General features: G+C 65.9%; 24 protein-coding genes. 10 read left to right on the top strand and 14 right to left on the bottom strand.

Annotated elements, in window-relative coordinates; genetic code table 11:
* Positions 1-57: 57 nt before the first annotated feature.
* The 4 genes from GR316_RS04535 to GR316_RS04520 all read right to left on the bottom strand — a co-directional run bounded on the left by GR316_RS04535 (position 58) and on the right by GR316_RS04520 (position 3,039).
* Positions 58-1,014, bottom strand: coding sequence for a beta-ketoacyl-ACP synthase III (locus tag GR316_RS04535; protein ID WP_211784848.1), 957 nt, complete (start codon positions 1,012-1,014; stop codon positions 58-60).
* On the bottom strand, positions 1,011-2,114 hold the full coding sequence (gene plsX, locus GR316_RS04530; RefSeq protein ID WP_211784847.1) for a phosphate acyltransferase PlsX: 1,104 nt from the start codon (positions 2,112-2,114) through the stop codon (positions 1,011-1,013). The genes GR316_RS04535 and plsX overlap by 4 nt, the downstream gene beginning before the upstream one ends.
* Positions 2,115-2,134: 20 nt before the next feature.
* Positions 2,135-2,341 (bottom strand): 50S ribosomal protein L32, encoded by a 207-nt coding sequence (rpmF, locus tag GR316_RS04525; protein ID WP_211784846.1) that lies wholly within the window; start codon positions 2,339-2,341, stop codon positions 2,135-2,137.
* Between the two features lie 152 nt (positions 2,342-2,493).
* A complete protein-coding gene (locus GR316_RS04520) occupies positions 2,494-3,039 on the bottom strand; it encodes a YceD family protein (RefSeq protein ID WP_211784845.1) in 546 nt (181 codons plus the stop codon).
* Positions 3,040-3,155: 116 nt separating this feature from the next.
* Between GR316_RS04520 and GR316_RS04515 the strand changes: the two genes are divergently transcribed.
* The gene (locus GR316_RS04515) at positions 3,156-3,590 is read left to right on the top strand and encodes an outer membrane protein assembly factor BamE (RefSeq protein WP_313796886.1); all 435 of its coding nucleotides are present in this window, start codon (positions 3,156-3,158) and stop codon (positions 3,588-3,590) included.
* Here the strand turns inward: GR316_RS04515 and msrB are convergent.
* Entirely contained in the window at positions 3,587-3,982 is a 396-nt protein-coding gene (msrB, locus tag GR316_RS04510; RefSeq protein ID WP_211784843.1) for a peptide-methionine (R)-S-oxide reductase MsrB, read from the bottom strand. The two genes, GR316_RS04515 and msrB, sit on opposite strands and share 4 nt — an antisense overlap.
* A gap of 99 nt (positions 3,983-4,081) precedes the next feature.
* On the opposite strand from msrB, the gene GR316_RS04505 reads away from it, so the two are divergent.
* Positions 4,082-4,789, top strand: a complete 708-nt coding sequence (locus GR316_RS04505; RefSeq protein WP_211784842.1) for a GNAT family N-acetyltransferase — start codon at positions 4,082-4,084, stop codon at positions 4,787-4,789.
* Positions 4,790-4,857: 68 nt separating this feature from the next.
* On the top strand, positions 4,858-6,018 hold the full coding sequence (gene rnd, locus GR316_RS04500) for a ribonuclease D (protein WP_211784841.1): 1,161 nt from the start codon (positions 4,858-4,860) through the stop codon (positions 6,016-6,018).
* Here rnd and GR316_RS04495 read toward each other — a convergent pair.
* Positions 6,008-6,439 carry a hypothetical protein gene (locus GR316_RS04495; RefSeq protein WP_211784840.1) on the bottom strand — a complete coding sequence of 144 codons (432 nt, stop codon included), beginning with the start codon at positions 6,437-6,439 and terminating at the stop codon, positions 6,008-6,010. The genes rnd and GR316_RS04495 overlap by 11 nt on opposite strands.
* Positions 6,440-6,557: 118 nt before the next feature.
* Here GR316_RS04495 and GR316_RS04490 point away from each other — a divergent pair, with 118 nt between their 5' ends.
* The gene (locus GR316_RS04490) at positions 6,558-6,968 is read left to right on the top strand and encodes a SufE family protein (RefSeq protein WP_211784839.1); all 411 of its coding nucleotides are present in this window, start codon (positions 6,558-6,560) and stop codon (positions 6,966-6,968) included.
* On the opposite strand, the gene GR316_RS04485 is transcribed toward GR316_RS04490, so the two are convergent.
* The 5 genes from GR316_RS04485 to GR316_RS04465 form a co-directional block, all read right to left on the bottom strand.
* Positions 6,965-7,300: a DUF427 domain-containing protein gene (locus tag GR316_RS04485; RefSeq protein WP_211784838.1), complete on the bottom strand. Its 336-nt coding sequence runs from the start codon at positions 7,298-7,300 to the stop codon at positions 6,965-6,967. The two genes, GR316_RS04490 and GR316_RS04485, sit on opposite strands and share 4 nt — an antisense overlap.
* A 58-nt stretch (positions 7,301-7,358) precedes the next feature.
* On the bottom strand, positions 7,359-9,128 hold the full coding sequence (locus tag GR316_RS04480; RefSeq protein ID WP_211785107.1) for an aminopeptidase P family protein: 1,770 nt from the start codon (positions 9,126-9,128) through the stop codon (positions 7,359-7,361).
* A complete protein-coding gene (cobT, locus tag GR316_RS04475) occupies positions 9,128-10,984 on the bottom strand; it encodes a cobaltochelatase subunit CobT (RefSeq protein WP_211784837.1) in 1,857 nt (618 codons plus the stop codon). Before cobT ends, GR316_RS04480 begins: the two co-directional genes overlap by 1 nt.
* Positions 10,985-11,000: 16 nt before the next feature.
* Positions 11,001-11,975: a cobaltochelatase subunit CobS gene (gene cobS / locus GR316_RS04470; protein WP_211784836.1), complete on the bottom strand. Its 975-nt coding sequence runs from the start codon at positions 11,973-11,975 to the stop codon at positions 11,001-11,003.
* A 136-nt stretch (positions 11,976-12,111) separates the two neighbouring features.
* A complete protein-coding gene (locus tag GR316_RS04465) occupies positions 12,112-12,735 on the bottom strand; it encodes a J domain-containing protein (RefSeq protein WP_211784835.1) in 624 nt (207 codons plus the stop codon).
* A gap of 73 nt (positions 12,736-12,808) precedes the next feature.
* Between GR316_RS04465 and GR316_RS04460 the strand changes: the two genes are divergently transcribed.
* Complete coding sequence (locus tag GR316_RS04460; protein WP_211784834.1) at positions 12,809-13,060, top strand: BolA family protein; 252 nt, start codon at positions 12,809-12,811, stop codon at positions 13,058-13,060.
* Here the strand turns inward: GR316_RS04460 and GR316_RS04455 are convergent.
* Positions 13,033-15,201: a malate synthase G gene (locus GR316_RS04455; protein WP_211784833.1), complete on the bottom strand. Its 2,169-nt coding sequence runs from the start codon at positions 15,199-15,201 to the stop codon at positions 13,033-13,035. The two genes, GR316_RS04460 and GR316_RS04455, sit on opposite strands and share 28 nt — an antisense overlap.
* Positions 15,202-15,324: 123 nt before the next feature.
* Here GR316_RS04455 and pepN point away from each other — a divergent pair, with 123 nt between their 5' ends.
* Together pepN and GR316_RS04445 are read left to right on the top strand one after the other, a co-directional pair.
* Positions 15,325-17,817: an aminopeptidase N gene (gene pepN, locus GR316_RS04450; RefSeq protein WP_211784832.1), complete on the top strand. Its 2,493-nt coding sequence runs from the start codon at positions 15,325-15,327 to the stop codon at positions 17,815-17,817.
* A gap of 80 nt (positions 17,818-17,897) precedes the next feature.
* Positions 17,898-18,779, top strand: coding sequence for a lysophospholipid acyltransferase family protein (locus tag GR316_RS04445; RefSeq protein ID WP_211784831.1), 882 nt, complete (start codon positions 17,898-17,900; stop codon positions 18,777-18,779).
* A 49-nt stretch (positions 18,780-18,828) separates the two neighbouring features.
* On the opposite strand, the gene GR316_RS04440 is transcribed toward GR316_RS04445, so the two are convergent.
* Complete coding sequence (locus GR316_RS04440) at positions 18,829-19,425, bottom strand: transglycosylase SLT domain-containing protein (RefSeq protein ID WP_211784830.1); 597 nt, start codon at positions 19,423-19,425, stop codon at positions 18,829-18,831.
* A 178-nt stretch (positions 19,426-19,603) separates the two neighbouring features.
* Here GR316_RS04440 and gatB point away from each other — a divergent pair, with 178 nt between their 5' ends.
* Genes gatB through GR316_RS04425 form a run of 3 tightly spaced genes read left to right on the top strand, consistent with a single transcriptional unit; the run spans position 19,604 to position 21,485 of the window.
* Positions 19,604-21,115 carry an Asp-tRNA(Asn)/Glu-tRNA(Gln) amidotransferase subunit GatB gene (gene gatB / locus GR316_RS04435; protein ID WP_211784829.1) on the top strand — a complete coding sequence of 504 codons (1,512 nt, stop codon included), beginning with the start codon at positions 19,604-19,606 and terminating at the stop codon, positions 21,113-21,115.
* Positions 21,115-21,339 (top strand): hypothetical protein, encoded by a 225-nt coding sequence (locus GR316_RS04430; RefSeq protein WP_249218814.1) that lies wholly within the window; start codon positions 21,115-21,117, stop codon positions 21,337-21,339. Before gatB ends, GR316_RS04430 begins: the two co-directional genes overlap by 1 nt.
* The gene (locus GR316_RS04425; protein WP_211784828.1) at positions 21,336-21,485 is read left to right on the top strand and encodes a hypothetical protein; all 150 of its coding nucleotides are present in this window, start codon (positions 21,336-21,338) and stop codon (positions 21,483-21,485) included. The genes GR316_RS04430 and GR316_RS04425 overlap by 4 nt, the downstream gene beginning before the upstream one ends.
* Before the next feature lie 79 nt (positions 21,486-21,564).
* On the opposite strand, the gene GR316_RS04420 is transcribed toward GR316_RS04425, so the two are convergent.
* Positions 21,565-22,929 (bottom strand): dicarboxylate/amino acid:cation symporter, encoded by a 1,365-nt coding sequence (locus GR316_RS04420; RefSeq protein ID WP_305798379.1) that lies wholly within the window; start codon positions 22,927-22,929, stop codon positions 21,565-21,567.
* Positions 22,930-23,067: the final 138 nt, after the last annotated feature.

Below are 23,067 nucleotides of genomic sequence, written 5' to 3'. Positions count from 1 at the left end.
AACCCTTCCTGTTTGCGAAAGGATGGGGCGGAACCCCCCACAAGTCAACTGACCGCCTTACAGACGGATAACGACTGCGCCCCATGCAAGACCACCGCCGATGGCTTCGGTCACCACGACATCCCCCGGCTTGATCTGCCCGCGCTGTTTGCCGACCGACAAAGCCAGCGGGATGGACGCAGCCGAGGTATTGCCGTGGTCCTGAACGGTCACGACGACCTTCTCCATCGGCAGGCCCATCTTGGCGGCCGTGGCGCTGATGATGCGCAGGTTGGCCTGATGCGGCACGATCCAATCGACATCGGCCGCGGTAAGGCCCGCACGCCCCAAGGCGGTATGGGCCGTGGTTGCGAGCTTTTCGACCGCATGGCGGAACACTTCGCGCCCCTGCATGCGCAGAACGCCGATGCTGCCGGTGGAGGTGCCGCCATCGGCATAGAGAAGATCGCGGTAACGCCCGTCGCTGTTCAGATCGGCGCCCAGGATCCCGCGATCGCCGTCTTCGGCGGCCAGAACCACCGCGCCCGCACCATCACCGAACAGGACCGAGGTCGACCGGTCGTCCCAGTCCATCAGCCGCGAGAACGTCTCCGCCCCGATCACGAGCACGCGGTTGGCCTGACCCGTCCGGATCAGCCCGTCGGCATTGGTGAGCGCGTAGACGAAGCCCGCGCAAACGGCTTGCACATCGAAGGCGAACCCGCGCTGCATCCCGAGTTCGGCCTGCATCATCGTCGCGGCCGAGGGGAAGGTGAAATCGGGGGTGGAGGTGGCGACGATGATCGCGTCGATGTCGTCGATCGTCATGCCCGCATCGGCCAGCGCAGCCCGCGCCGCGCGCGCACCAATATCGGCGGTCGTCTGCCCTTCGGCCACGATATGCCGGCGTTCGATGCCCGTGCGCGTGCGAATCCACTCGTCCGAGGTGTCGATCCTCTTGGTGAACTCTTCGTTCTCCATCACGCGTTCGGGCAGGTAATGCCCGATGCCTTTGACCGCGGCGCGTATTGTCATCCCGATGTCCCGTCCTTGGTCATATCCATCGTCTGGCGTCCTGCCGCGGCGTTGGCAACGCGGGCGGCCAGTCGATCGTTGAATCCTGTTTTCGCCAGCTGGAAGGCCAGCTTGATCGCCGAAGAGACACCCGTCGCATCGGCCGAGCCATGGGATTTCACCACGGTGCCGTTCAGCCCAAGGAACACGCCGCCGTTCACGCGGCGCGGGTCGATGCGCTTTTGCAGCCGTTTCAGCGAGGCGAGGGCCAGCAGGGCGGCCATCTTCGACAGGAAGGTCGCCTGAAACGCATCGCGCAGGAAATCGGCGATGATCTTGGCCGTGCCTTCGCCCGTCTTGATGGCGACGTTGCCGGTGAAGCCGTCGGTGACGATCACATCGCACCGATCGCTCGGAATATCGCCGCCCTCGACGAAACCGACGAATTCGTATTGCCCCGATTCGGCATGCGCGGCCATCAGGTCGAAAGCATCCTTCATGCCCGCGCGGCCCTTATGCTCTTCGGTGCCGACATTCAGCAGACCGACGCGGGGGCGGGCGATGTTCATGCCGTTGCGGGCATAGGACACGCCCATGATGCCGTATTGCAAAAGATCTTCGGCATCGGCCCGAACGTCCGCCCCGATATCGAGGATGACGTTGAAGCCCGCCGGATTGCGCGACGGCCAAAGCCCCGCGATCGCCGGACGGTTGATGCCGGGCAGCTTGCGCAAGCGCAGCATCGACACGGCCATCAACGCGCCGGTATTGCCGCACGACACGGCCACGGCCGCCTCGCCATTCTTCACCGATTCGATGGTGGACCACATCGACGTGCCTTGGCCGTTGCGCATCACTTGGCTGGGCTTGTCGTTCATCGTGACGATGCGGGGGGCGTGGCGAACCTCGCACCGACCGGCCAGACTGGCCTGACGCGAGACCAGCGGACCGAGTTCGTCTTCGTCACCGTGAAGAATGAACGCGATTTCCGCGTTCTTGCTGGCCGAAGCCACCAGACCGGCCACGACAGCGGCCGGCCCACGGTCCCCGCCCATGGCGTCGACCGAAATGACGATTCTGGTCGTATCGCCAGCCGTCTGGAGTTTCGGTGCGGACGACATGGACTGCGGGACCCGGCGGATTACGCCGCGTCGTCGTCCAAATCGACCTCGGTCGCGGTCGCAACGACTTCACGCGAGTCGTAGTGGCCGCAAGCGCCGCAAACGTGGTGCGGGCGCTTCAGTTCGCCGCAGTTCGGGCATTCTGCCGGGTTGCCGGCGACCAGAGCATCATGCGAGCGGCGCATGTTGCGGCGGGATTTCGTAACGCGGTTCTGCGGGACAGCCATTATCTCGACCTCAGTTTGATTGAGGGAACGTGCCCCCGTGATTTACCTCGGATGCGGTAATTCCCCGATCCGTCGGAGCCCGATCCGCATGTTCAATGAGGCGCGGAACATAGCGGCATTTTCCCGCTACGCAAGCCCCTTTCATCGTGGCCCTAATTGCCACCGTTCAGCTTGTCTTTCAAGGCTTGAAGACCGGCAAAGGGCCGAAGATCGTTATCTTTCAGCGGTGCCTCGCCCGGAGCGGTGAACACCGCCTCGCCCAGTTGCGCCCCATCCCGGCGCGGATAGGCCGGAAGGTTCAGGGCCAGTTCCTCCACCGCGACGATGGCGATGTCGATCTCGGCGGGCAGGGGTTCCAGAGCGTCGTCGTCCGGGGTTTCGACCTCATCGGCCTCCGGTTCGACGTAGTTCGCGCTGTAGCGGCGGCGCGCATCGGCGGCGATCGGCGTGATCACCGGCTCCAGCGAGACGACGCAGGGTTGCTCGACCACGGCGGTCAGCTTGCCCGTCAGCACGAAATCGGAACGCCCTTCGGCCCGGATCTCTCCGGCGAAGGACATCTCGTGGACCTGCGTGATCCCGAGATCGGCCGCAAGGGCGGCGCGCTGCGCCTTGGTCGGGGTCAGCGTGAAACGTTGGGGTTTGCGCGTCGGCAAACTGGCGACGCGATAGGTCTGGCTAAGCGGTTGATCTGTCATCCGTGCGCTTCCTTTCTTGAACAGGGGCGCGCCCTTCTGTTAAGCCAAGGCTCGATATGGGCCCTTGGCCCGCAAGGCAAGGGGTTCGCATGGCTCGCTCAGGACGAAAGATGACGATGGCGCTGCGAAGCGCGGTCGTCGTACTGGCCCTCGGATCCGTCGTCTCCTGCGGCCCGATCTATCGCAATCACGGCTATGTTCCCATGGAACAGGACCTTGCGCAGGTTCAGATCGGCGACAATCGCGACACGGTGGTGGAACGGATCGGGCGTCCCGCCGCGACCGGCCTCGTCAGCGATCGGGCGTGGTTCTATGTCCAGAGCCGCTTCCGCACCTTCGGCATCTTGCGCCGCGAGATCGACCGCGAGGTCGTCGCCGTCAGCTTCGATGCGCAGAACCGTGTGTCGAACGTCGAGCGGTTCGGGCTGGAGCAGGGCCGCGTCGTCCCGCTGTCGCGCCGTGTGACGACCTCGGGCGTGGACGGCAGCAGCTTCCTGCGCCAGCTGTTCGGTTCGGTCGGCCGCCTGCGCGCCGAGGATGTGGTCGATTAATCCTTCGGCTGGAACGCCAGCGCGACCCCGTTGATGCAGTACCGCAGCCCCGTCGGCTGCGGGCCGTCCGGGAAGACATGCCCCAGATGGGCGTCGCAGCGGTTGCAGTGCACTTCGATCCGCTGCATCCCAAGGGAATTGTCGCGGCTCATCCCCACCATATCCTTGTCGGCGGGCGCATAGAAGGCCGGCCAGCCGCAATGGCTCTCGAACTTGGTGTCCTGCTCGAACAGGGGGGCACCGCAGCAGATGCAGGTGAAGGTGCCGGGATCGCGGGGCAGATCCTCATGGCTTCCGGGGCGCTCGGTCCCGTGCTGCCGTGTGACGCGGAACTGCTCGTCTGTCAGTTGTTCGCGCCAGTCGGCATCGGATTTGATGACTTTTTCAACCATGGCGGTCTCCTCTTTCCGCAGGACAGCGAACGGCTTGCCCGCGTCCTGTCCACGGTCGATATGTAGGGGGAGCAGCGCAATTTCGCTAGGGAGCCGTCGATGAGCGTGGGACGCTACAGCGTGCGGGAGGCCGTCAGCGCCGGGGATATGGCCCGGGCGCAGGCGCTTCGGACGCAGGCCTTCGGGCTGACGGCCCCCGACCGGGACGCCTTCGATCCCGTCTGCACCCATGTGCTGGTGGAGGAGGGGGGCGACCTCGTGGCGTGCTACCGCTTTCTGCGCCTCATGCCCGAGGAGGTGGAGCAGAGCTATGCCGCGCAGCATTACGATCTGAGCGCGCTGCGCCGCTTCGACGGCCCGATGATCGAGGTGGGGCGCTTCTGCCTGCATCCCGAACGCCATCAGGCGACGATCGTGCGGGCGGCGTGGCGGGCGCTTGCGGGCTATATCACCGCATGGGGGGCGCGGCTGGTCTTTGGCTGCTCTTCGTTCCAAGGTACGCAGCCGGACCCCTATCAGGATGCCTTCGCGCTGTTGCGGCAGGCGCATCAGGCGCCCGTATCGTGGCGGCCGGGCGTGAAGGCGGCGCAGGTGTTTCCCTATGCCGCGCTGCTTCAGGATCACAGCATCGACATGCAGAACGCGCTGCGCCGGATGCCGCCGCTGCTGCGTTCCTACCTTCTGATGGGGGGGTGGGTGTCCGATCATGCGGTTCTGGACAATCACATGGACACGATGCACGTCTTCACGGGGGTGGAACTGGAGCGGATTCCCCGCGCGCGGGCGCAGCTTCTGCGGCTGGCCTAAGGCGCTTTTCCTCGGGGCCGGAGGGCGGTATGACGAAATCAGCCGGACGAACCGGCGAAGGACATTCCATGCGTACGATCACCACCACCGCCGAGTTGGCCGCATTCTGCGAAGCCGCCAAGGCCGAACCCTATGTCACCCTCGATACTGAATTCCTGCGAGAGCGGACGTACTGGTCCAAGCTCTGCCTGATTCAGATGGCCCTTCCGGGCGATGGGGAGGCCGTGCTGATCGACCCCATCGCAAGCGACGATCTGGAGCTTGCTCCGCTCTACGATCTGTTTCGTTGGGAGCGGACGGTGAAGGTGTTCCACGCCGCGCGTCAGGATCTGGAGATCTTCTTCGTCGAAGGCGGCGTGATCCCCAAACCCCTGTTCGACACGCAGGTGGCGGCGATGGTCTGCGGCTTCGGCGAGCAGGTCGGCTACGAGACGCTGGTGCGCAAGATCGCGCGGGAGAACCTCGACAAGACCTCGCGGTTCACCGACTGGTCGCGCCGCCCGCTGTCGGAGGCGCAAAAGACCTATGCACTGGCGGATGTGACGCATCTGCGGGTGATCTACGAATCGCTCTCGGCGCAGATCGCGAAATCGGGTCGTGAACGCTGGGTCGCCGAGGAACTGGCGATCCTGAGCGATCCGGCCACCTATACCGTGCATCCCGACGATGCGTGGCAGCGGATCAAGACGCGGACCACCTCGGCCCGCTTCCTTGCCGTGGTGAAGGAGCTTGCGCGGTTCCGCGAGGCCTATGCGCAGTCGCACAACGTTCCCCGGTCGCGGGTGATGAAGGACGATGCGCTGTTGGAACTGGCCTCCACCAAACCGGCCTCGGTCGAGGATCTGGGGCGCTCGCGCCTTCTGCTGCGCGAGGCGCGGCGTGGCGAGATTGCGGACGGTATCCTTGCGGCCGTGAAGGCCGGGCAGGAGATGAAGCCCGAGGCGATGCCGAAGCCCGATTCCTCGAAGGAGCAGCTTCAGGTGAACCCGGCCTTGGCCGATCTGCTGCGCGTGCTGCTGAAGGCCAAGTCCGAAGACTTGGGCGTTGCGGCCAAGCTGATCGCCTCTTCGGCCGAGCTCGATGCGCTAGCGGCGGGCGAGCGCGACATGCCCGCGCTGAAGGGCTGGCGGCTGGAGGCGTTCGGGAACGACGCGCTGCGCCTGTGCCGGGGCGAGATCGCCCTGTCGGCCAAGGGCAACGCGGTGCGTGTCGTCGCCCTTACCGGCTGAGGGCGTTCGTCGCGCCTTGCACCGTGATGCGGCCCGCGCGGGACAGCGTGGCCGCATCCACGGCGGTGGCGACCACGATTTCCCGCGTGGCGGCGGGCCCGACGGGCTGCTCCGACGCCGGGGGGGCGGCGCGGAACGCGAAGCGAAGCGTGCCGTCCGTGGTCTCGACCGGGACGAGCGCGGCGTCGTACCACCCTTGGGTCGGCGCGAGGCCCGTCGCCCGGATGATCGCGCCGCCACCGGTGCGATCGACCTCCAGTTCCGTCACCTGCGCGATCAGCGGACGCTCATCGACCTTGGGGGCGGGGGTGTCCACGGGCGCCGGGGCGCTGCTGCCGCCGGACCATGTGGCCGGGTTCAGCCGCGAGCAGCCGACAAGCGCCGTGCTGGCGATCAGGATGGCAAACAGGCAACGGGTCATCGCGTCCTCCTCCGTCAGATGCCCGAAGTGCTAGCTTATCGGGGGCCCTTTGGGAAGCCGCACTGGACCTTCGCCGGTCGAGCGCATACCTCTGGCTCGCACCGGATGGAGATTGGACATGGCGACGCAGGCCTTCGAAGACATTGCCGAAACCTTCGACTTCCTCGAGGACTGGGAGGAACGCTACCGCCACGTCATCGAGCTTGGAAAGGCCATGCCGCCGATGCCCGACGCGCTGAAGGCCCCGGCGACCAAGGTCGAGGGATGCGCCAGTCAGGTGTGGATTCACCCGCGGATCGAGGCCGGTCATTTCGACTTCGAAGGCGACAGCGATGCCATGATCGTGCGCGGCCTGATCGCGGTGCTGCACGCGCTTTATTCCGGGCTGCCGGTGGCAGAGGTGGGGAAGGTGGACGCGGCGGCGGAACTCGGCCGTCTGGGCCTTGATCGGCACCTGTCGGCGCAGCGTTCGAACGGGGTGCGCGCGATGATCACGCGCATCCGCGAGGTGGCGGCGGCAGCGGGCTAGAGCCGCTCCACCGTTACCTTTTCGGCGTCGAAGGCGATATGCCCGGCCAGACGGGCGGCCGGGCCGGGCGGGGCATCGACGCTCCACGCGACATCGCGCGTGGTCGCCGAAGCATCGACGAGCGCGAACCGCGTCGCCTTGCCCAGACTGCGCGTCTCCGTCCCCTCGGCATCGAGGAAGGCCATCGCAACGTCCTGACGCGGGAAGAAGATCACCGGAGCGTGGCTGCCTTCCTCCAGTTCCAGCGCGGCGGAAGTTTCGGCAAGAACGGCGCCATCGCTGCGCACGACCCAGCGACCGGTCACCTTGCGGACACGGATATCATCGGCCATCGCCATCTCCATTGCTTGCTTGGGGTGCATCATACAGGCGATGCACCCCCTGTCACCCCTAAAGCGGTGCAGTCGCGAGGCGCAGCCATTCCAGCGCCGGGGCCGACAGGCGATCCGACAGCTTTTCGGCCACTTGGGCGTGATAGGCGTTCAGCCAATCGCGTTCGTCCTGCGACAGGCGCGTCACGTCGATCAGGCGGCGGTCGAAGGGGGCGAAGGTGATCGTCTCGAAGCGCAGCTGTTCGCGATCGTCCGGGCCCTGCGGCGCGGGTTCGACCACGATCAGGTTCTCCAGCCGGATCCCGAACTCCCCTTCGCGGTAATAGCCCGGCTCGTTCGACAGGATCATCCCCGGTTCCAGCGGCACGGTGGAGATGGAATTGATCCGCTGCGGCCCTTCGTGGACCGACAGGAACGCGCCCACGCCGTGGCCGGTGCCGTGGTTGAAATCGCGCCCATCCACCCAGAGGGGGAACCGCGCAATGGGATCGAGGTCGCGCCCGGCAAGGCCCTTGGGCCAGCGCACCCGCGACAAGTTGATCAGCCCCTGCAACACGCGGGTGTAGCACTCGCGCGCCAGCTCTCCCGGATCGCCGACGGCCATGGTGCGGGTGATGTCGGTGGTGCCGTCGGGATATTGCCCGCCCGAATCCACCAGCAGCAGTTCGTCCATGCGCACGGGGCGGTCGGTGTCTTCGGTCACGCGGTAATGCATCATCGCGCCGTTCGGACCGGCGCCGCAGATCGTGTCGAAGCTCAGATCGTGCAGCGAGTCATCGGCCCGGCGGAACGCTTCCAGCGCCTTCACCACGGCGATTTCGGTCAACTGCCCTTCGGGGGCGCGGGCGTCGAGCCATGCAAGGAACTCCACCACCGCCGCGCCGTCGCGCAGATGCGCCTGACGCATGCCCTCGATCTCGGCCGGGGTCTTGCAGGCCTTGGGCAGGCGGCACGGATCCTCGATGCCGAGGATCTTGGTCCCTTCCTCTTCGAGCGCGAGGCGCAAGGCGACCGGGGCGCTGGCGGGATCGAGCTGCACCGGGCCGCGCAGGCGGCGGAGCATATCGGCAAATACCGTGTTCGGATGCAGCGAAACCTGCGGGCCGAGATGGTCGAGCACATCCTCTGGGATCTTCGCGGGATCGGCGAACAGATCCAGCCGCGCATCGTCGTGCAGGATGGCGAAGGCATGCAGCAGCGGCACGCGCGGAATGTCCGAACCGCGAACGTTCAGCAGCCAGCAGATGCTGTCGGGCAGGGTCAGGATGACGGCTTTGCCCTTCAGCCCCTTGGCCACCATCTGCCGCTTTTCGGCCGAGGTCTGGCCCGCCAAGGCGTCGGGATGCAGGAAGGCCCGGCCCTTGGGCGGGGCAGGCTGATCGTCCCAGATCATATCGACGAGGTTTTCCACCGCGCGCAGGGTGACGCCCGCATCGCGCAGCTGCGAGATTTCGTCCTGCGTGTGCAGCCACGGATCGAAGCCGATCTCGCCATGCGTATGCTCGAGGATCCACGGGCCGGGCTTCACATCGGGCCACGGCACGGGCGTGAATTCTGCCGCGACTTGGTTCTTCACCTGCGTGCGGTAGCGGCCGTCGATGAACACGCCCGCCTTGTCTTGCAGCACGATGCAGAACCCGGCCGAGCCGGTGAACCCCGTCAGCCACGACAGACGTTCGTCCCGCGCCGCGACATATTCACCCTGATGCACGTCCGAACGGGGCACGATGTAGCCGGCAAGGCCCATATGGCGCATCTGCGCGCGCAGGGCGGCAAGGCGCGGCGGGCCCTGTTCGGGACGGGCGGTGGAGGTAAAGGTCTGCAGCATCATCCAACTTTCTTCATACCGAGGACGCGGGCGCGTTTGCGCGGATCGGAATCGAACAGCGAGGCAAGCTGTTCGGTCATCGCCCCGGCCAGCTGTTCGACATCGGTGATCGTGACAGCGCGTTCGTAATACCGCGTCACGTCATGGCCGATGCCGATCGCGATCAACTCGCAGGCGCGGCGGCGCTCCACCATGGCGATCACATCGCGCAGGTGCTTTTCGAGATAGTTTGCCGGGTTCACCGACAGGGTGCTGTCATCCACCGGCGCCCCGTCGGAGATGACCATCAGGATCTTCCGCGTCTCGGCGCGGGCGGTCAGGCGGCGATGCGCCCATTCCAGCGCCTCGCCGTCGATGTTTTCCTTCAGAAGGCCCTCTTTCATCATCAGGCCAAGGTTCGGGCGTGCGCGCCGCCACGGCGTGTCGCCCCCCTTGTAGATGATATGACGCAGATCGTTCAGGCGACCGGGCTGCGGCTTGCGCCCCTCTGCCAGCCAGGATTCGCGCGATTGGCCGCCCTTCCAGGCCCGGGTGGTGAAGCCGAGGATCTCCACCTTGACCTGACAACGTTCGAGCGTGCGGGCCAGAACGTCGGCGCAGATCGCCGCGATGGAGATGGGCCGCCCGCGCATGGAGCCGGAATTGTCCAAGAGCAACGTCACGCAGGTATCCCGGAACTCGGTGTCATGCTCGATCTTGAAGGACAGCGGCGTCGTCGGGTTGGCGACCACGCGGGCAAGACGGCCCGCATCGAGGATGCCTTCCTCCAGATCGAACTCCCACGCGCGGGACTGCTGGGCCTGAAGCCGGCGTTGCAGCTTGTTCGCCAGACGGCTGACGGCGCCCTTCAGCGGCTCCAGTTGCTGGTCGAGATAGGCGCGCAGACGCTCCAACTCTGCCGGTTCGGCCAGATCCTCGGCGCGGATCTCCTCGTCGAAACGGGTGGTGAAGGCGGCATAGTTCGGATCGGCGTCGGAATGGACCGGCGGGGGCGGGGGCTCGTTCGGGGCTTCGCCTTCGGGGGCCTCGGCTTCCTCGCCCTCCTGCTGCGGGTCGGACTCGTCCATCGAGACCTGCGCCTGCGCCGCGTCCTGCTGCTGCTCTTGGCTCTGCTCGGGCGAGGCGTCGGGTTCGTCGTCGGCGCCTTCCTGATCGGCGTTGCTGTCGGGCTGATCGTCGTCCAGCTCCGCCTCATCGGCGGCGTCGTCGGTGGCATCGTCGGCGTCCGGGTCTTCGCCAAGCTGATCACCATAGCCGAGATCGGAGATCACCTGCCGGGCCATCCGCGCAAAGGCGGCCTGATCGTCCAGCGTCCCCTCCAGATCGCCCAGCGTCATGCGGTCGCGCCAGAGGTTCATCACATTCGCGGCCGCGGCGGGCAGATCGCGCCCCGTCGCCATATGCCGCACCAGATAGCCCGCGGCGAGCGCCAGCGGCGCATCTTCCGCCCGCTTGATCTGGCCGTATCCCTTGCGGTCGGCCTCATGCGCGATCTTGGCGTCGATATTGGTCGCGGTGCCGGGCATGTCGCGCGCGCCCATCGCCTCGCAGCGCGCGGTCTCCATCGCGTCGAAGATGTCGCGCGCGAGGGGGCCGGAGGGGGCGTAACGGCTCGCCACGCCCTCATCGTGATAGCGGTGGCGCAGGGCGAAGGCATCCGCCGTGCCGCGCGCCAGCAGCACCTCGTCGCGCGTCATGCGCCGCGTCACCTGCGGCAGGCGCATCCCATCGCGCGTCTGCCCCGGCGGATCGACGGAATAACTGACCGTCAGTTCCCGGTCGCGGGCCATCGTCTTGGTGGCCTCGGCCAGGGCTTTCTTGAACGGATCGGCGGGATTTTCCGGCAGCTTGCTCATGCGGCCCTCCCCGGGCTTATCTCATCGCCGTGGATGCGGCGCTTTCGGGCAGTTCCTCGCCAAAGCAGCGCTGATAGAACTCGGCCACCGTCTGGCGTTCCAGCTCATCGCACTTGTTCAGGAAGGTCAGGCGGAAGGCATAGCCGATGTCGCGGAAGATTTCGGCGTTCTGCGCCCATGCGATCACCGTGCGCGGCGACATCACCGTGGACAGATCGCCATTCATGAAGGCGGTCCGCGTCATATCGGCGGTGGTCACCATCTGGCTGATCTGCTTGCGCCCTTTTTCGTTGTTGTAATGGGGCGCCTTGGACAGGACGATGTTCACCTCGGCGTCGTGGCGCAGGTAGTTCAGCGTCGCAACGAGGCTCCAGCGGTCCATCTGGCCTTGGTTGATCTGCTGCGTGCCGTGATAGAGGCCCGTCGTATCCCCAAGGCCGACCGTGTTGGACGTGGCGAACAGGCGGAAGGACGGGTGGGGGGTGATGACCTCGTTCTGGTCCAGCAGCGTCAGCTTGCCGTTCGCTTCCAGCACGCGCTGGATGACGAACATCACATCCGCGCGGCCGGCGTCGTATTCGTCGAAGACGATCGCGCAGGGGTTGCGCAGGGCCCAAGGCAGGATCCCCTCCTGAAAGGCCGTGACCTGCTTGCCGTCCACCAGCTTGATGGCATCCTTGCCGATCAGGTCGATCCGCGAGACGTGGCTGTCGAGGTTCACCCGCACCGACGGCCAGTTCAGGCGGCTGGCGACCTGTTCGATATGGGTGGATTTCCCCGTGCCGTGATAGCCTTGGATCATCACGCGGCGGTTGTAGGCAAAGCCCGCAAGGATCGCGAGCGTCGTGTCCGGGTCGAACTTGTAGGTCGGGTCTTCCTCGGGGACGCGGTCGCTGCGCTCGGCGAACGCCTTCACCTTCATGTCGGTGTCGATCCCGAAAACCTCACGGACAGAGATTTCCTCGGTGGGTTTCGCGGGCATGTCCAGCATATCTCGTTCCTCTGATGGCTCGGTGTTTGATGTAACATTCATATGCGCGGTGCAAGGCCGGAAGGCGCGAAACCCTCCCGCCTTCGGGCGCACATCATGTCACGTCTGCACGAGCCGGAGGCGCATGCCGCCGCCCTCAGTCGCGGAAATAGCGGCTGTCCTTGATCTGATCCCACGCCCAGACGACTTCCTGAAGGCGCTCCTCGTCGGCGCGGTTGCCGCCGTTCATGTCGGGATGCAGATCCTTCACGAGGCTCTTGTACTGCTTGCGGATCTCGATCCGGGTCCATGTGTCGCGCGCATCGAGGATCTCCAGCGCCTTGCGCTCGGTCGGGGGCAGTTTGCGCGTGGCGGTGGCCGCGGTGGGGCGGCCGGGGTTCTGCGTGGCCTTTTCGCCCAAGATCTCCATCGGGTCGTTCACGCCAAGGCGGGACCAGACATGCCCCTCGTCGGCGCGCTTCGTCTGACGGCCCCAGACGCGGTCCTTGTCGAGGAATTCCTGGAAATCCTCCTCGGTCTTGCCTTGGAAGAAGTTCCACTTCAGGTTGTATTCCCGGACATGCTCCTTGCAGAACCACACGAATTCATCAAGGTGATCGGGAGAGCGGGGCGCGCGATAGAGCCCCTGCTCGGTGCAGCCCGGTGCCTGACATTCGCGCGTGGAGGTTTCCTGCGCCCCGGACATGCCCCGCCGCCCTGTCTTCCGGCGCTTCTTGTCCGTCGAGACGCGAATATCGAAGTCGAAGGGGGATTTGGTCATGGTCAGGGCCTTTCCGAGTCGGACGCCGGAGTTTAAACATCTGAGCGCCGAGGAGAAGGGGGTCCCCATCACGATGCGTACAGTCGACGAGATCCACGAGCGGTTGACCGCCGCATTCACGCCCACAGTCTTGGAGGTGGAGGATGAGAGCGAGATGCATCGCGGGCATTCCGGCTTCCGCGAAGGGGGGGAGAGCCATTTCCGCGTGGTGATCCGCGCGCCGGCTCTGGCCGGGATGGGCCGGATCGCGCGTCACCGCGCGATCCATCAGGCGCTGGGCCCGATCATGACGCGCATTCACGCGCTGGCGGTCGACGCTGCCTGAGCCTTGGCCTGAAGGCGGCGGGCGTGCAGCACCGGCTCGGTATAGCCGGAGGGCTGCTCGCGTCCGCGCAGCACCAGATCGCAGGCCGCGGCAAAGGCCGGGCCGTCGAATCCGGGCGCCATGGGGCGATAGGCCGGATCGCCCGCATTCTGGCGGTCCACCACGGCGGCCATCTTTTGCAGCGCGGCCATGACCGTGGCCTCGTCGATGATGCCGTGATGCAGCCAGTTCGCCAGCGCCTGCGAAGAGATGCGGCACGTCGCCCGATCCTCCATCAGGCCGACATCGTGGATGTCCGGCACCTTGGAGCAGCCCACCCCCTGATCGATCCAGCGCACGACATAGCCAAGGATGCCTTGGGCATTGTTCTCCACCTCGTCGCGGATTTCGGCGTCGGACCATGACGGGTCCTTGGCAAGCGGGATGGTCAGCAGATCACCCAGCGTGCCTTGCGGACCGGCGGCGGCGATCTCTTCCTGACGGGCATGGACGTCGACCTGATGGTAGTGCGTCGCGTGCAGCGTCGCCGCCGTGGGCGAGGGGACCCATGCGCAGCTTGCCCCGGCCATGGGATGGGCGATCTTGGCCTCCAGCATCTCGGCCATGCGATCGGGCGCGGCCCACATGCCCTTGCCGATCTGCGCGCGCCCCTTCAGCCCGCAGGCCAGACCGATCTCCACGTTCCGCTTTTCGTAGGAGGTGATCCACGGCTGGGTCTTCATATCTCCCTTGCGGACCATCGGCCCGGCTTCCATCGAGGTGTGGATCTCATCCCCCGTCCGGTCGAGGAAGCCTGTGTTGATGAAGGCCACGCGGTGCTGCGCGGCGCGGATGCATTCGGCAAGGTTGACCGAGGTGCGCCGCTCTTCGTCCATGATGCCGAGCTTCACCGTGTGCTGCGGTAGGCCCAGCGCCCGTTCCACGGCGTCGAACAGGCGGTCCGCAAAGGCGACCTCTTCGGGGCCGTGCATCTTGGGTTTCACGACATAGATCGCGCCGGTGCGCGAATTGGCACGCCGCGGGCGGTCATGCATCGCGCAAAGCGTCGTCACGAAAGCATCGAGGATACCCTCTGGCACCTCGTGCCCCGCACGGTCGAGGATGGCGGGCGTGGTCATCAGATGGCCCACATTGCGCACCAGCATCAGGGCGCGGCCCTTGAGCACCAGCTCCGCCCCGGCCGGAGCGGTGAAGGTCAGATCGGGGTTCAGGCGGCGCGTGACGCGGCGGCCGTTCTTTTCGAACGACTCCTCCAGATCGCCCGTCATCAGGCCCAGCCAGTTCTCATAGGCCAGAACCTTGTCCTCGGCATCGACGGCGGCGACCGAATCCTCGCAATCCATGATGGCCGATAGCGCCGATTCCAGCCGGATGTCGGCGATGAGCGCCCGGTCGGTGCTGCCGATGGGGTGGGCGCCGTCGATGTCGATGAGGATGTGCAGATGGTTGTTGCGCAGGACGATGGCCGAAGGATCATCGGCCGCGCCCGACCAGCCGACGCATTGGCCCGGATCGCGCAGACCGGCGTCATGGCCGTGGCGGGGCGTGCCGTCGATCAGGTGCAGCTGCAACTGCCCGTCGATGATGCGCATCTCGGCCACATCGGCCCACGACCCTTCGGCCAGCGGTGCGGCGCGATCGAGGAAGGCGCGGCCCCATGCCACGACCTCGGCGCCGCGCGCGGCATCGAACCCGCCGGCGGGCGGGGTCGAACCCAGCGCATCCGTGCCATAGAGCGCATCGTAGAGCGAACCCCAGCGCGCATTGGCCGCGTTCAGCGCATAGCGCGCGTTCATCACCGGCACGACGAGCTGCGGGCCGGGCTGAACCGCGATCTCGTCATCAACATCCTGCGTCTGGATCGCAAAGCTCGGGCCTTCATCGGCCAGATATCCGATCTCTTTCAAAAAAGCGGCGTAATCGCCGCCGCGGCCATCGCGGTGCCATGCGTCGATCCGCGCCTGAAGGGCGTCGCGTTTCGCCAGCAGGTCGGCATTCTCGGCCGACAGGCCGTGCAGCGCATCCGACAGCCCCTGCCAGAAAGCGTCGGGCGTCACCGGCAGGCCGGGCAGGGCGCGGCCCTCGATGAAGGCGGCGAGGCGTGCGTCCACCTGCAGTCCGTGGCGATCGGTTCGTGTCATGCTGTCCTCCAAATCCGGCGTGCATTAGAGGGCGGCGCGATGCGGGAATCAAGGCGGTGGCCGCGCAGGGATCGACTTGCGCCGGATGCGCGAACGCGTAGGGTCGCGGCAAAGGAGCCGCTCATGTCCGAAACCGTCCGTCTTGCCGATTACACGCCCTTCTCCCACTCGGTGGAGCATGTGGCCATGACGTTCCGCCTTGCGCCCGAGGCGACGCGGGTGACGACCCGCATCCGCTTTGGCGCAGGCGGCACCGCGCTGCGGCTGGACGGGGAGGGGCTTCGGCTTCTGGCGCTGCGGATCGACGGCGCGGCGGTTTCGGCTGAACCCGATGCGACCGGGCTGAGCCTGACCGTACCAGACCGCGCCTTCGTCCTGGAGACGGAGGTGGAGATCGCGCCCGCGGGGAACACCGCGCTGGAGGGGCTTTATATGTCCGGCGGCATGTACTGCACCCAGTGCGAGGCCGAGGGCTTTCGCAAGATCACCTTCTATCCCGACCGCCCCGATGTGATGGCCCCGTTCCATGTCCGCATCGAAAGCGAGATGCCGGTGCTGCTGTCGAACGGCAATCCGTCGGCCCAAGGTCCGGGCTGGGCCGAATGGGACGATCCGTGGCCGAAGCCGTCCTATCTCTTCGCGCTGGTCGCGGGCGATCTCGTGGCCCATTCGGACCGCTTCACCACGATGGAGGGCCGGGATGTCGCGCTGAACATCTGGGTTCGTCCGGGGGACGAGGATCGCTGCGCCTATGCCATGGACAGCCTGAAGCGCAGCATGCGCTGGGACGAGGAGGTCTATGGCCGGGCCTATGATCTGTCGGTGTTCAACATCGTCGCCGTGGATGATTTCAACATGGGCGCGATGGAGAACAAGGGCCTCAACATCTTCAACTCCAAATACGTCCTTGCTTTGCCGCAGACCGCCACGGACGAGGATTTCGCCCGGATCGAGGCGATCATCGCGCATGAGTATTTCCACAACTGGACGGGCAACCGGATCACGTGCCGCGACTGGTTCCAGCTGTGCCTGAAGGAAGGGCTGACCGTGTTCCGCGATCAGCAATTCTCGGCGGATATGCGCAGCGCGGCGGTGAAGCGGATCGAGGATGTGCTGACCCTGCGCGCCCGCCAGTTCCGCGAGGATGCCGGGCCGCTCGCCCATCCGGTGCGCCCGGACGCCTATGAGGAGATCAACAACTTCTACACCGCCACCGTCTACGAGAAGGGGGCGGAGGTGATCGGCATGCTGAAGCGCCTCGTCGGGGATGAGGCCTATGGGCGGGCGCTGGATCTCTATTTCGAACGCCATGATGGGCAGGCCTGCACCATCGAGGATTGGCTGCGCGTGTTCGAGGATGCGACGGGCCGCGATCTGACCCAGTTCGCCCGTTGGTACACCGAGGCGGGCACCCCGCGCGTGACCGCCGAGGAATCGTGGGAGGGGGGAACCTTCACGCTGACCCTCTCGCAGGATGGGGCCAAGGTCATTCCCGTCGCGGTCGGCCTGCTGGATCCGAGCGGGCAGGAAGTTCGCCCGACCGAGGTTCTGGAACTGACCGAGGCGCGGCAGAGCTTCCGTTTCGACGGGCTTGCGGCGCGCCCGGTGGCGTCGGTGCTGCGCGGCTTCTCGGCGCCGGTGCTGCTGGAGAAGCCGTCTTCGGCCGAAGAGCGGGCGTTCCTCTTGGCCCATGACACGGACCCGTTCAACCGCTGGGATGCGGGCCGTTCGCTGGCCAAGGAAGTGCTGTCGCAGATGGTGGTGCGGGGCGATGCGCCGTCCGCGCTGTGGCTCGATGCGTTGGCGGAGGTAGTGCTGGATGGGGGGCTCGATCCCGCCTTCCGGGCGCTGACCCTGCGGCTTCCGGCCGAGGACGACATCGCCCGCACCCTGCACGAGGCGGGCGTGACCCCGGACCCGGACCGCATTCACGCGGCACGGCGCGCCATGGGCGATGCGCTGGCCGAACGGCTGCGGGATGGGCTTGGGGATCTCGTGGCGCCGGTGCCGGGGCCATGGTCGCCGGATGCGGGGCAGGCAGGGGCGCGCGCGCTTCGCATGCAGGCGCTGGGCCTTCTGTCGCGGCTGGATGGCGGCGCCGAGGCGCAGCGCGTCTTCGATGCGGCCGATAACATGACCGAAGAGGTCGGCGCGCTGTCGGCGCTTCTGGATGCCGGCGCGGGCGTGGCGGCGCTTCGGGCCTTCGGCGATCGCTGGCAGCACGACCGGATCGTGATGGACAAATGGTTCACCCTGCAGATCCTGCACGCGGGGGATGCGCCGGCGGTGACGGCGGCGCTGGTGGAACATCCGCTGTTCGATTGGAAGAACCCGAACCGTTTCCGGGCGGTGTTCGGGGCGCTTTCGGCCAATCACGCGGGCTTCCACAGGATCGATGGCAGCGGCTATCGCCTGTTGGCCGACTGGCTGATCCGCCTCGATGCGGCGAACCCGCAGACTGCGGCGCGCATGTCGCAGGCCTTCGATTCCATGTCCCGCTACGATGCCGACCGGCAGGCCATGATGGCGGCGGAGCTGGAGCGTATCCTGAACGCGCCGGGCCTTTCGCGCGATCTGTCGGAGATGGCGGGCCGCATGGCCGGGCGGCGGAAATAGACCGCCCATGCGTCACTGGCCTTGCCTTTCCCGCCCGTTCGATCCACATCATGGTCACGCCGCCGTGTAGGTGAAGGACCATGAAAGAACGCATCGACCCGTTGATCGCCGAGCGCGCGCCTTGGCTGTTTTCAGGGCGCCCTCATCACCGGCTGGCCTATGCCGCGCTGACGCGCGTGCTCGGCTATGAGCGCACGCTGACGCTGGGTGCGGAGTACCGGGATCTTCCCACGCCCGAAATGATGGGGCGGCTGGCCAAGCTGATCGCCCGCGATGTCCAGATATCGGGGCTGGAGAACATTCCGCGGAACGGCCCGGCGATGATCGTGGCGAACCACCCCACCGGCATCGCCGATGGGGTGATCCTGCATCATCTGCTGTCGCCGCTGCGCCCAGATCTGTTCTTCTATGCCAACAGCGACATCCTGCGCGTCATGCCGCAGATGATCGATCTGATCTGTCCCGTCGAATGGCGGCTGGAGAAGCGGTCGCTGCAAAAGACGCGCGACACCATGGATTACACCCGCAAGGCGATGGAAGCCGGGCGGGTCGGGGTCATCTTCCCCTCGGGGCGGCTGGCCAAACGCACCGGGCTGAAGCTGATGGAGCGGCCGTGGATGGCCTCGGCGGCGATGATCGCGCGCAAGTTCGATGTGCCGGTGATTCCGCTGAACATCCGCGCCCGCAACTCGACGTTGTTCTATCTGTTCGACCTGATCCACCCGACGCTGCGGGACATCACCCTGTTCCACGAGGTGCTGAACAAGCACCGTCAGCCCTATCGCGTGACGGTGGGGCATCCGATTGCCGCCGACCGCATCTCGGCCCGGTCGGAAGAGGGGATCGAGATGCTGCGCGCCGAAACGCTGGCGCTGGGCGGCGAACATGCCCCTGCGGTCAGCCTCGTGCAGATGACGCGCCTGCCGGGCATGCAGAAATCGCCCCGTCTGACGAGCCCCTAAGCATCATAGCGAAGATAGGAAAAGGGCGGCGCGATGCGCCGCCTTCGTCTTAGAGCGCGCAGTAGTTCTGCGAGCGTGTCCAAGATGCCATCTCGGCGCGTTTGGAGGATGACCGGAACGGCGCCCAATCGCGCCCCATGCCGCGCCGCCCCTGCGGACCGGCCACCATGTTGTCGCGTGCGACCTGCGTCGCGGCGATGTTCACCGCACAGGCCAGATTGGCCGCGCCGTTCTTGAGCGCGGCGGTGGTGGTCGCGTCGCAATCATAAGCCTGCGCGGTGCGGGGCGCGATCTGCACGAGGCCGATCCATTTGCCGCCGCCACCCGCCGCCGCCGGGTTCCATGTGCTTTCGTGCTTGGCCAGCGCCGACAGCATCGCCGTCCAGAACGCCCGGCGTTCATCGGCCGAGGCGCTGCGGTAGCCGGGGCACCATGTGTCGATATCGTCGGGAACGATCTGCGTCAGATCCGTCTCCGTCTGGCTGACAGCCGCAAGGGTCTGCCGCGTCCACGTCGCCCCTTCGGGACGGAAGTCCCACCGCATCGCGGGAAGGGCCGTGGCCTGCGTGGCCGAGCTGTCGGTGGTTGCACAACCCGCGATGGGCATTGCAAGCACGGCGCCGAGAAGGAGCGTTCTGATCGTCATGGGTCAAACACGGTGGCACCGCCCCTCGCGGGCGGCCCGCGTGTTGTGCCGGACGGGTTCCCATCCTGCAACCTAAACGCGCATATATGGGCAGTATCTTGCCGATTGTGCATGTGCGCACAGGGTTGCCGCGCCGGGACCGAAGGCTTAAAACCGGCCCTGTGCAAGAGGATGACCAATGCTTGACCTGACCTACGAGACGCCGAAACCCAAGGTGATTGCCGGCGCGCGCGACGATTGGGAACTGGTGATCGGCATGGAGATCCATGCGCAGGTCTCGTCCGAGGCGAAGCTGTTCTCGGGGGCCTCCACCGGATTCGGGGCGGAACCGAACAGCCATGTGTCCTTCGTGGACTGCGCCATGCCGGGCATGCTGCCCGTCATCAACGAATTCTGCGTGGAGCAGGCGGTGCGCACCGGCCTTGGCCTGAAGGCCGAGATCAACCTGCGTTCGGCCTTCGACCGCAAGAACTATTTCTACCCGGACCTGCCGCAGGGCTACCAGATCAGCCAGCTCTATCACCCCATCGTGGGCGAGGGCGAGGTGATCGTGGACATGGCGCCGGGCATTGCGCGCCGCGTGCGGATCGAGCGCATCCACCTCGAGCAGGATGCCGGCAAGTCGATCCACGACATGGACCCGGCGCTGAGCTTCGTCGATTTCAACCGCACCGGCGTCGCCCTGATGGAGATCGTCAGTCGTCCCGACATCCGCGGCCCCGAAGAGGCGGCGGCCTATGTGCTGAAGCTGCGTCAAATCCTGCGCTATCTCGGAACTTGCGATGGCAACATGCAGAACGGCAACCTGCGGGCGGATGTGAACGTCTCGGTCTGCCGTCCGGGTCAGTACGAGAAATATCAGGAAACGCAGGATTTCAGCCATCTCGGCACGCGGTGCGAGATCAAGAACATGAACTCCATGCGGTTCATTCAGGCGGCCATCGACTACGAGGCGCGCCGCCAGATCGCCATTCTGGAGGATGGGGGCACGATCGTGCAGGAAACCCGCCTGTATGACCCCGACCGCAACGAGACGCGGTCCATGCGGTCGAAGGAAGAGGCGCACGATTACCGCTACTTCCCCGATCCCGACCTTCTGCCGCTGGAAATCGAGCAGGCTTGGGTGGACGACATCGCGGCCTCCATGCCCGAACTGCCGGATGCCAAGAAGGCCCGCTTCATGGGTGATTTCGGGCTGACCGATTACGACGCCAACGTGCTGACGGCCGAACTCGATGCCGCCGCATTCTTCGAGGATGTGGCTGCGGGCCGGGACGGCAAACAGGCGGCGAACTGGGTCATCAACGAGTTGTTCGGCCGCCTGAACAAGGAAGGGATGAGCATCGATGCCAGCCCCGTATCCGCCGCGCAATTGGGCGGCATCCTCGATCTGATGGCTGCGGGGGAGATCTCGGGCAAGATGGCCAAGGATCTGTTCGAGATCGTCTGGACCGAAGGTGGCGACCCGGCCGAGATCGCGGCCGCGCGCGGCATGAAGCAGGTCACCGATACCGGCGCGATCGAAACGGCGGTGGACGAGATCATCGCCGCCAACCCCGCGCAGGTGGAAAAGGCCAAGGCCAACCCCAAGCTGGCGGGCTGGTTCGTCGGTCAGGTCATCAAGGCCTCGGGCGGGAAGGCCGCACCGCAGGTGGTCAACGAGATCGTGCTGAAGAAGCTCGGCCTCTGATGCAGCGCGATCCGCTCGCGTGTCATAACGAGCGGATGAAGCTGATGGCGGCGTTCCTGAACGCCGTCGGCATCGGCCTGATCGCGGTCGGTGTGCTGCGCCCGCTGGCGGAGGGGGTGACGGTCACGGGGCTGTCACTCTTTCTCTGGGTTGCGGTGGGGCTGGTTTTTCATGTCCTAGCGCTCTATGTTCTTAGGTATCTGAGGAAGGAGGCTTCGATATGACGGCTTTTCTCAACTACGGATTCCCCTTTGTCGCGCTCGCCTTGGGCGGGTGCGGGGTCTATGCGGCGCATCTGATGTCCCGGCGCTTCGACCGGCAGATGGAACGCAGCGCGGCCGAACGCAAGCACCGCCACCCCGCCGAGTGATCCAAAGGAAAAGCCGCCCCGAGGGGCGGCTTTCTTGTCTGTGCCGTGGAAGAAGCCGCCTCCGGGCGGCTTTTCCATATCAGTCGGTCGAAGTCAGCGGTTGTTCCTGCAGCCCCGGCATGACGTTCCGCGGGGGCGTCATGGTGGCGACGGGCTCCGGCTCGCCGTTCAGGGCGGCGTGCAGCTTGTCCATGTCCAGCTCGCCTTCCCAGCGGGCGACGACGAGGGTCGCGACCGCGTTGCCGACGAAGTTCGTCAGGGCGCGGCATTCGGACATGAAGCGGTCCACGCCGAGGATCAGCGCCATGCCCGCCAGCGGGACGGTCGGCACGACCGACAGCGTTGCGGCCAGCGTGATGAAGCCAGCGCCCGTGATGCCCGCAGCCCCCTTCGAGGACAGCATCGCGACCAGCAGCAGCAGGATCTCCTGACCGAGGGTCAGGTCGGTGTTGGTGGCCTGCGCGATGAACAGCGCCGCCAGCGTCATGTAGATGTTCGTACCGTCGAGGTTGAACGAATAGCCGGTCGGCACGACCAGGCCCACGACCGAACGCGACGCGCCCGCCCGTTCCATCTTTTGCAGCAGCGAAGGCAGCGCCGCCTCGGAGGAGGAGGTGCCGAGCACGAGGAGGAGTTCCTCCTTGATGTACTTGATCAGCTTGAAGATGGAGAAGCCGTTGTAGCGCGCGACCGCTCCCAGCACGACGATGACGAAGAGCAGGGCCGTGGCGTAGAAGCACAGCACGAGGAAGGCGAGGTTGATCACCGATTCGAGGCCGTAGCGCCCGATGGTGAAGGCCATCGCGCCGAAGGCACCGATCGGAGCCGCCTTCATCAGGATGCCGACCAGTTTGAAGATCGGGAAGGTCAGCGAGGTCAGGAACTCCGTCACCGGACGCGCCTTCTCGCCGACGATGGCGAGCGAGATGCCGAACAGCACCGAGATGAACAGCACCTGCAGGATGTCGCCCTGCGCGAAGGCGCCGACCAGCGTCGTCGGGATGATGTTCATCAAGAAGCCGGTGACCGTCGTCTCATGCGCCTTGGCGGCGTAGTCGTTGACGGCGGCGGTATCCAGCGTGGCCGGATCGATGTTCATCCCCGAACCCGGATGCAACAGGTTCGCGACCACGAGGCCGATGATCAGCGCCAGCGTGGAGAAGGTGAGGAAGTAGATCATCGCCTTGCCCGCGACGCGGCCGACCTTCTTCATGTCGCTCATCCCGGCGATGCCGGTGGAGACGGTCAGGAAGATCACCGGCGCGATGATCATCTTCACCAGTTTGATGAAGGCGTCGCCCAGCGGTTTCAGCTGCGCGGCGAATGTCGGATAGAAGTGTCCGAGCAGAATGCCGAGGATGATCGCGACGATCACCTGGAAGTAGAGATGGGTGTAGAAGGGACGCGGCTTTGGCAGCTCCCCTGCTGTGGGTTCGAAGTGCAACGATGTTCCTCCCTAAGGTGCTGCCATTCGGAGCGTGGTCCGGCACGGACAAGTCGATCTTGCGCGTGTAGCGCTGAATCGACATCTGCGCAATTTGTCTGTGGGGGGAGGGTGCATGCGGCGCGGCGCGATGTGTCA

The organism is Falsirhodobacter algicola, assembly GCF_018279165.1.
GTDB classification, from domain to species: domain Bacteria; phylum Pseudomonadota; class Alphaproteobacteria; order Rhodobacterales; family Rhodobacteraceae; genus Falsirhodobacter; species Falsirhodobacter algicola.
Note: the sequence above shows the minus strand (reverse complement) of the source record. Positions and strands in the feature narration are given on the sequence as shown.

Bases quoted from the DNA above. Each gene is read 5' to 3' on its own strand.
- GR316_RS04480 (WP_211785107.1), bottom strand. From the start codon at position 9,128: ATGCTGCAGACCTTTACCTCCACCGCCCGTCCCGAACAGGGCCCGCCG.
- GR316_RS04520 (WP_211784845.1), bottom strand. From the start codon at position 3,039: ATGACAGATCAACCGCTTAGCCAGACCTATCGCGTCGCCAGTTTGCCG.
- GR316_RS04460 (WP_211784834.1), top strand. From the start codon at position 12,809: ATGCGTACAGTCGACGAGATCCACGAGCGGTTGACCGCCGCATTCACG.
- GR316_RS04455 (WP_211784833.1), bottom strand. From the start codon at position 15,201: ATGACACGAACCGATCGCCACGGACTGCAGGTGGACGCACGCCTCGCC.
- cobT (WP_211784837.1), bottom strand. From the start codon at position 10,984: ATGAGCAAGCTGCCGGAAAATCCCGCCGATCCGTTCAAGAAAGCCCTG.
- GR316_RS04535 (WP_211784848.1), bottom strand. From the start codon at position 1,014: ATGACAATACGCGCCGCGGTCAAAGGCATCGGGCATTACCTGCCCGAA.
- gatB (WP_211784829.1), top strand. From the start codon at position 19,604: ATGCTTGACCTGACCTACGAGACGCCGAAACCCAAGGTGATTGCCGGC.
- GR316_RS04445 (WP_211784831.1), top strand. From the start codon at position 17,898: ATGAAAGAACGCATCGACCCGTTGATCGCCGAGCGCGCGCCTTGGCTG.
- pepN (WP_211784832.1), top strand. From the start codon at position 15,325: ATGTCCGAAACCGTCCGTCTTGCCGATTACACGCCCTTCTCCCACTCG.
- plsX (WP_211784847.1), bottom strand. From the start codon at position 2,114: ATGTCGTCCGCACCGAAACTCCAGACGGCTGGCGATACGACCAGAATC.
- GR316_RS04485 (WP_211784838.1), bottom strand. From the start codon at position 7,300: ATGGCCGATGATATCCGTGTCCGCAAGGTGACCGGTCGCTGGGTCGTG.
- GR316_RS04505 (WP_211784842.1), top strand. From the start codon at position 4,082: ATGAGCGTGGGACGCTACAGCGTGCGGGAGGCCGTCAGCGCCGGGGAT.
- GR316_RS04430 (WP_249218814.1), top strand. From the start codon at position 21,115: ATGCAGCGCGATCCGCTCGCGTGTCATAACGAGCGGATGAAGCTGATG.
- GR316_RS04490 (WP_211784839.1), top strand. From the start codon at position 6,558: ATGGCGACGCAGGCCTTCGAAGACATTGCCGAAACCTTCGACTTCCTC.
- cobS (WP_211784836.1), bottom strand. From the start codon at position 11,975: ATGCTGGACATGCCCGCGAAACCCACCGAGGAAATCTCTGTCCGTGAG.
- GR316_RS04495 (WP_211784840.1), bottom strand. From the start codon at position 6,439: ATGACCCGTTGCCTGTTTGCCATCCTGATCGCCAGCACGGCGCTTGTC.
- GR316_RS04515 (WP_313796886.1), top strand. From the start codon at position 3,156: ATGGCGCTGCGAAGCGCGGTCGTCGTACTGGCCCTCGGATCCGTCGTC.
- GR316_RS04465 (WP_211784835.1), bottom strand. From the start codon at position 12,735: ATGACCAAATCCCCCTTCGACTTCGATATTCGCGTCTCGACGGACAAG.
- GR316_RS04425 (WP_211784828.1), top strand. From the start codon at position 21,336: ATGACGGCTTTTCTCAACTACGGATTCCCCTTTGTCGCGCTCGCCTTG.
- rnd (WP_211784841.1), top strand. From the start codon at position 4,858: ATGCGTACGATCACCACCACCGCCGAGTTGGCCGCATTCTGCGAAGCC.
- msrB (WP_211784843.1), bottom strand. From the start codon at position 3,982: ATGGTTGAAAAAGTCATCAAATCCGATGCCGACTGGCGCGAACAACTG.
- GR316_RS04440 (WP_211784830.1), bottom strand. From the start codon at position 19,425: ATGACGATCAGAACGCTCCTTCTCGGCGCCGTGCTTGCAATGCCCATC.
- rpmF (WP_211784846.1), bottom strand. From the start codon at position 2,341: ATGGCTGTCCCGCAGAACCGCGTTACGAAATCCCGCCGCAACATGCGC.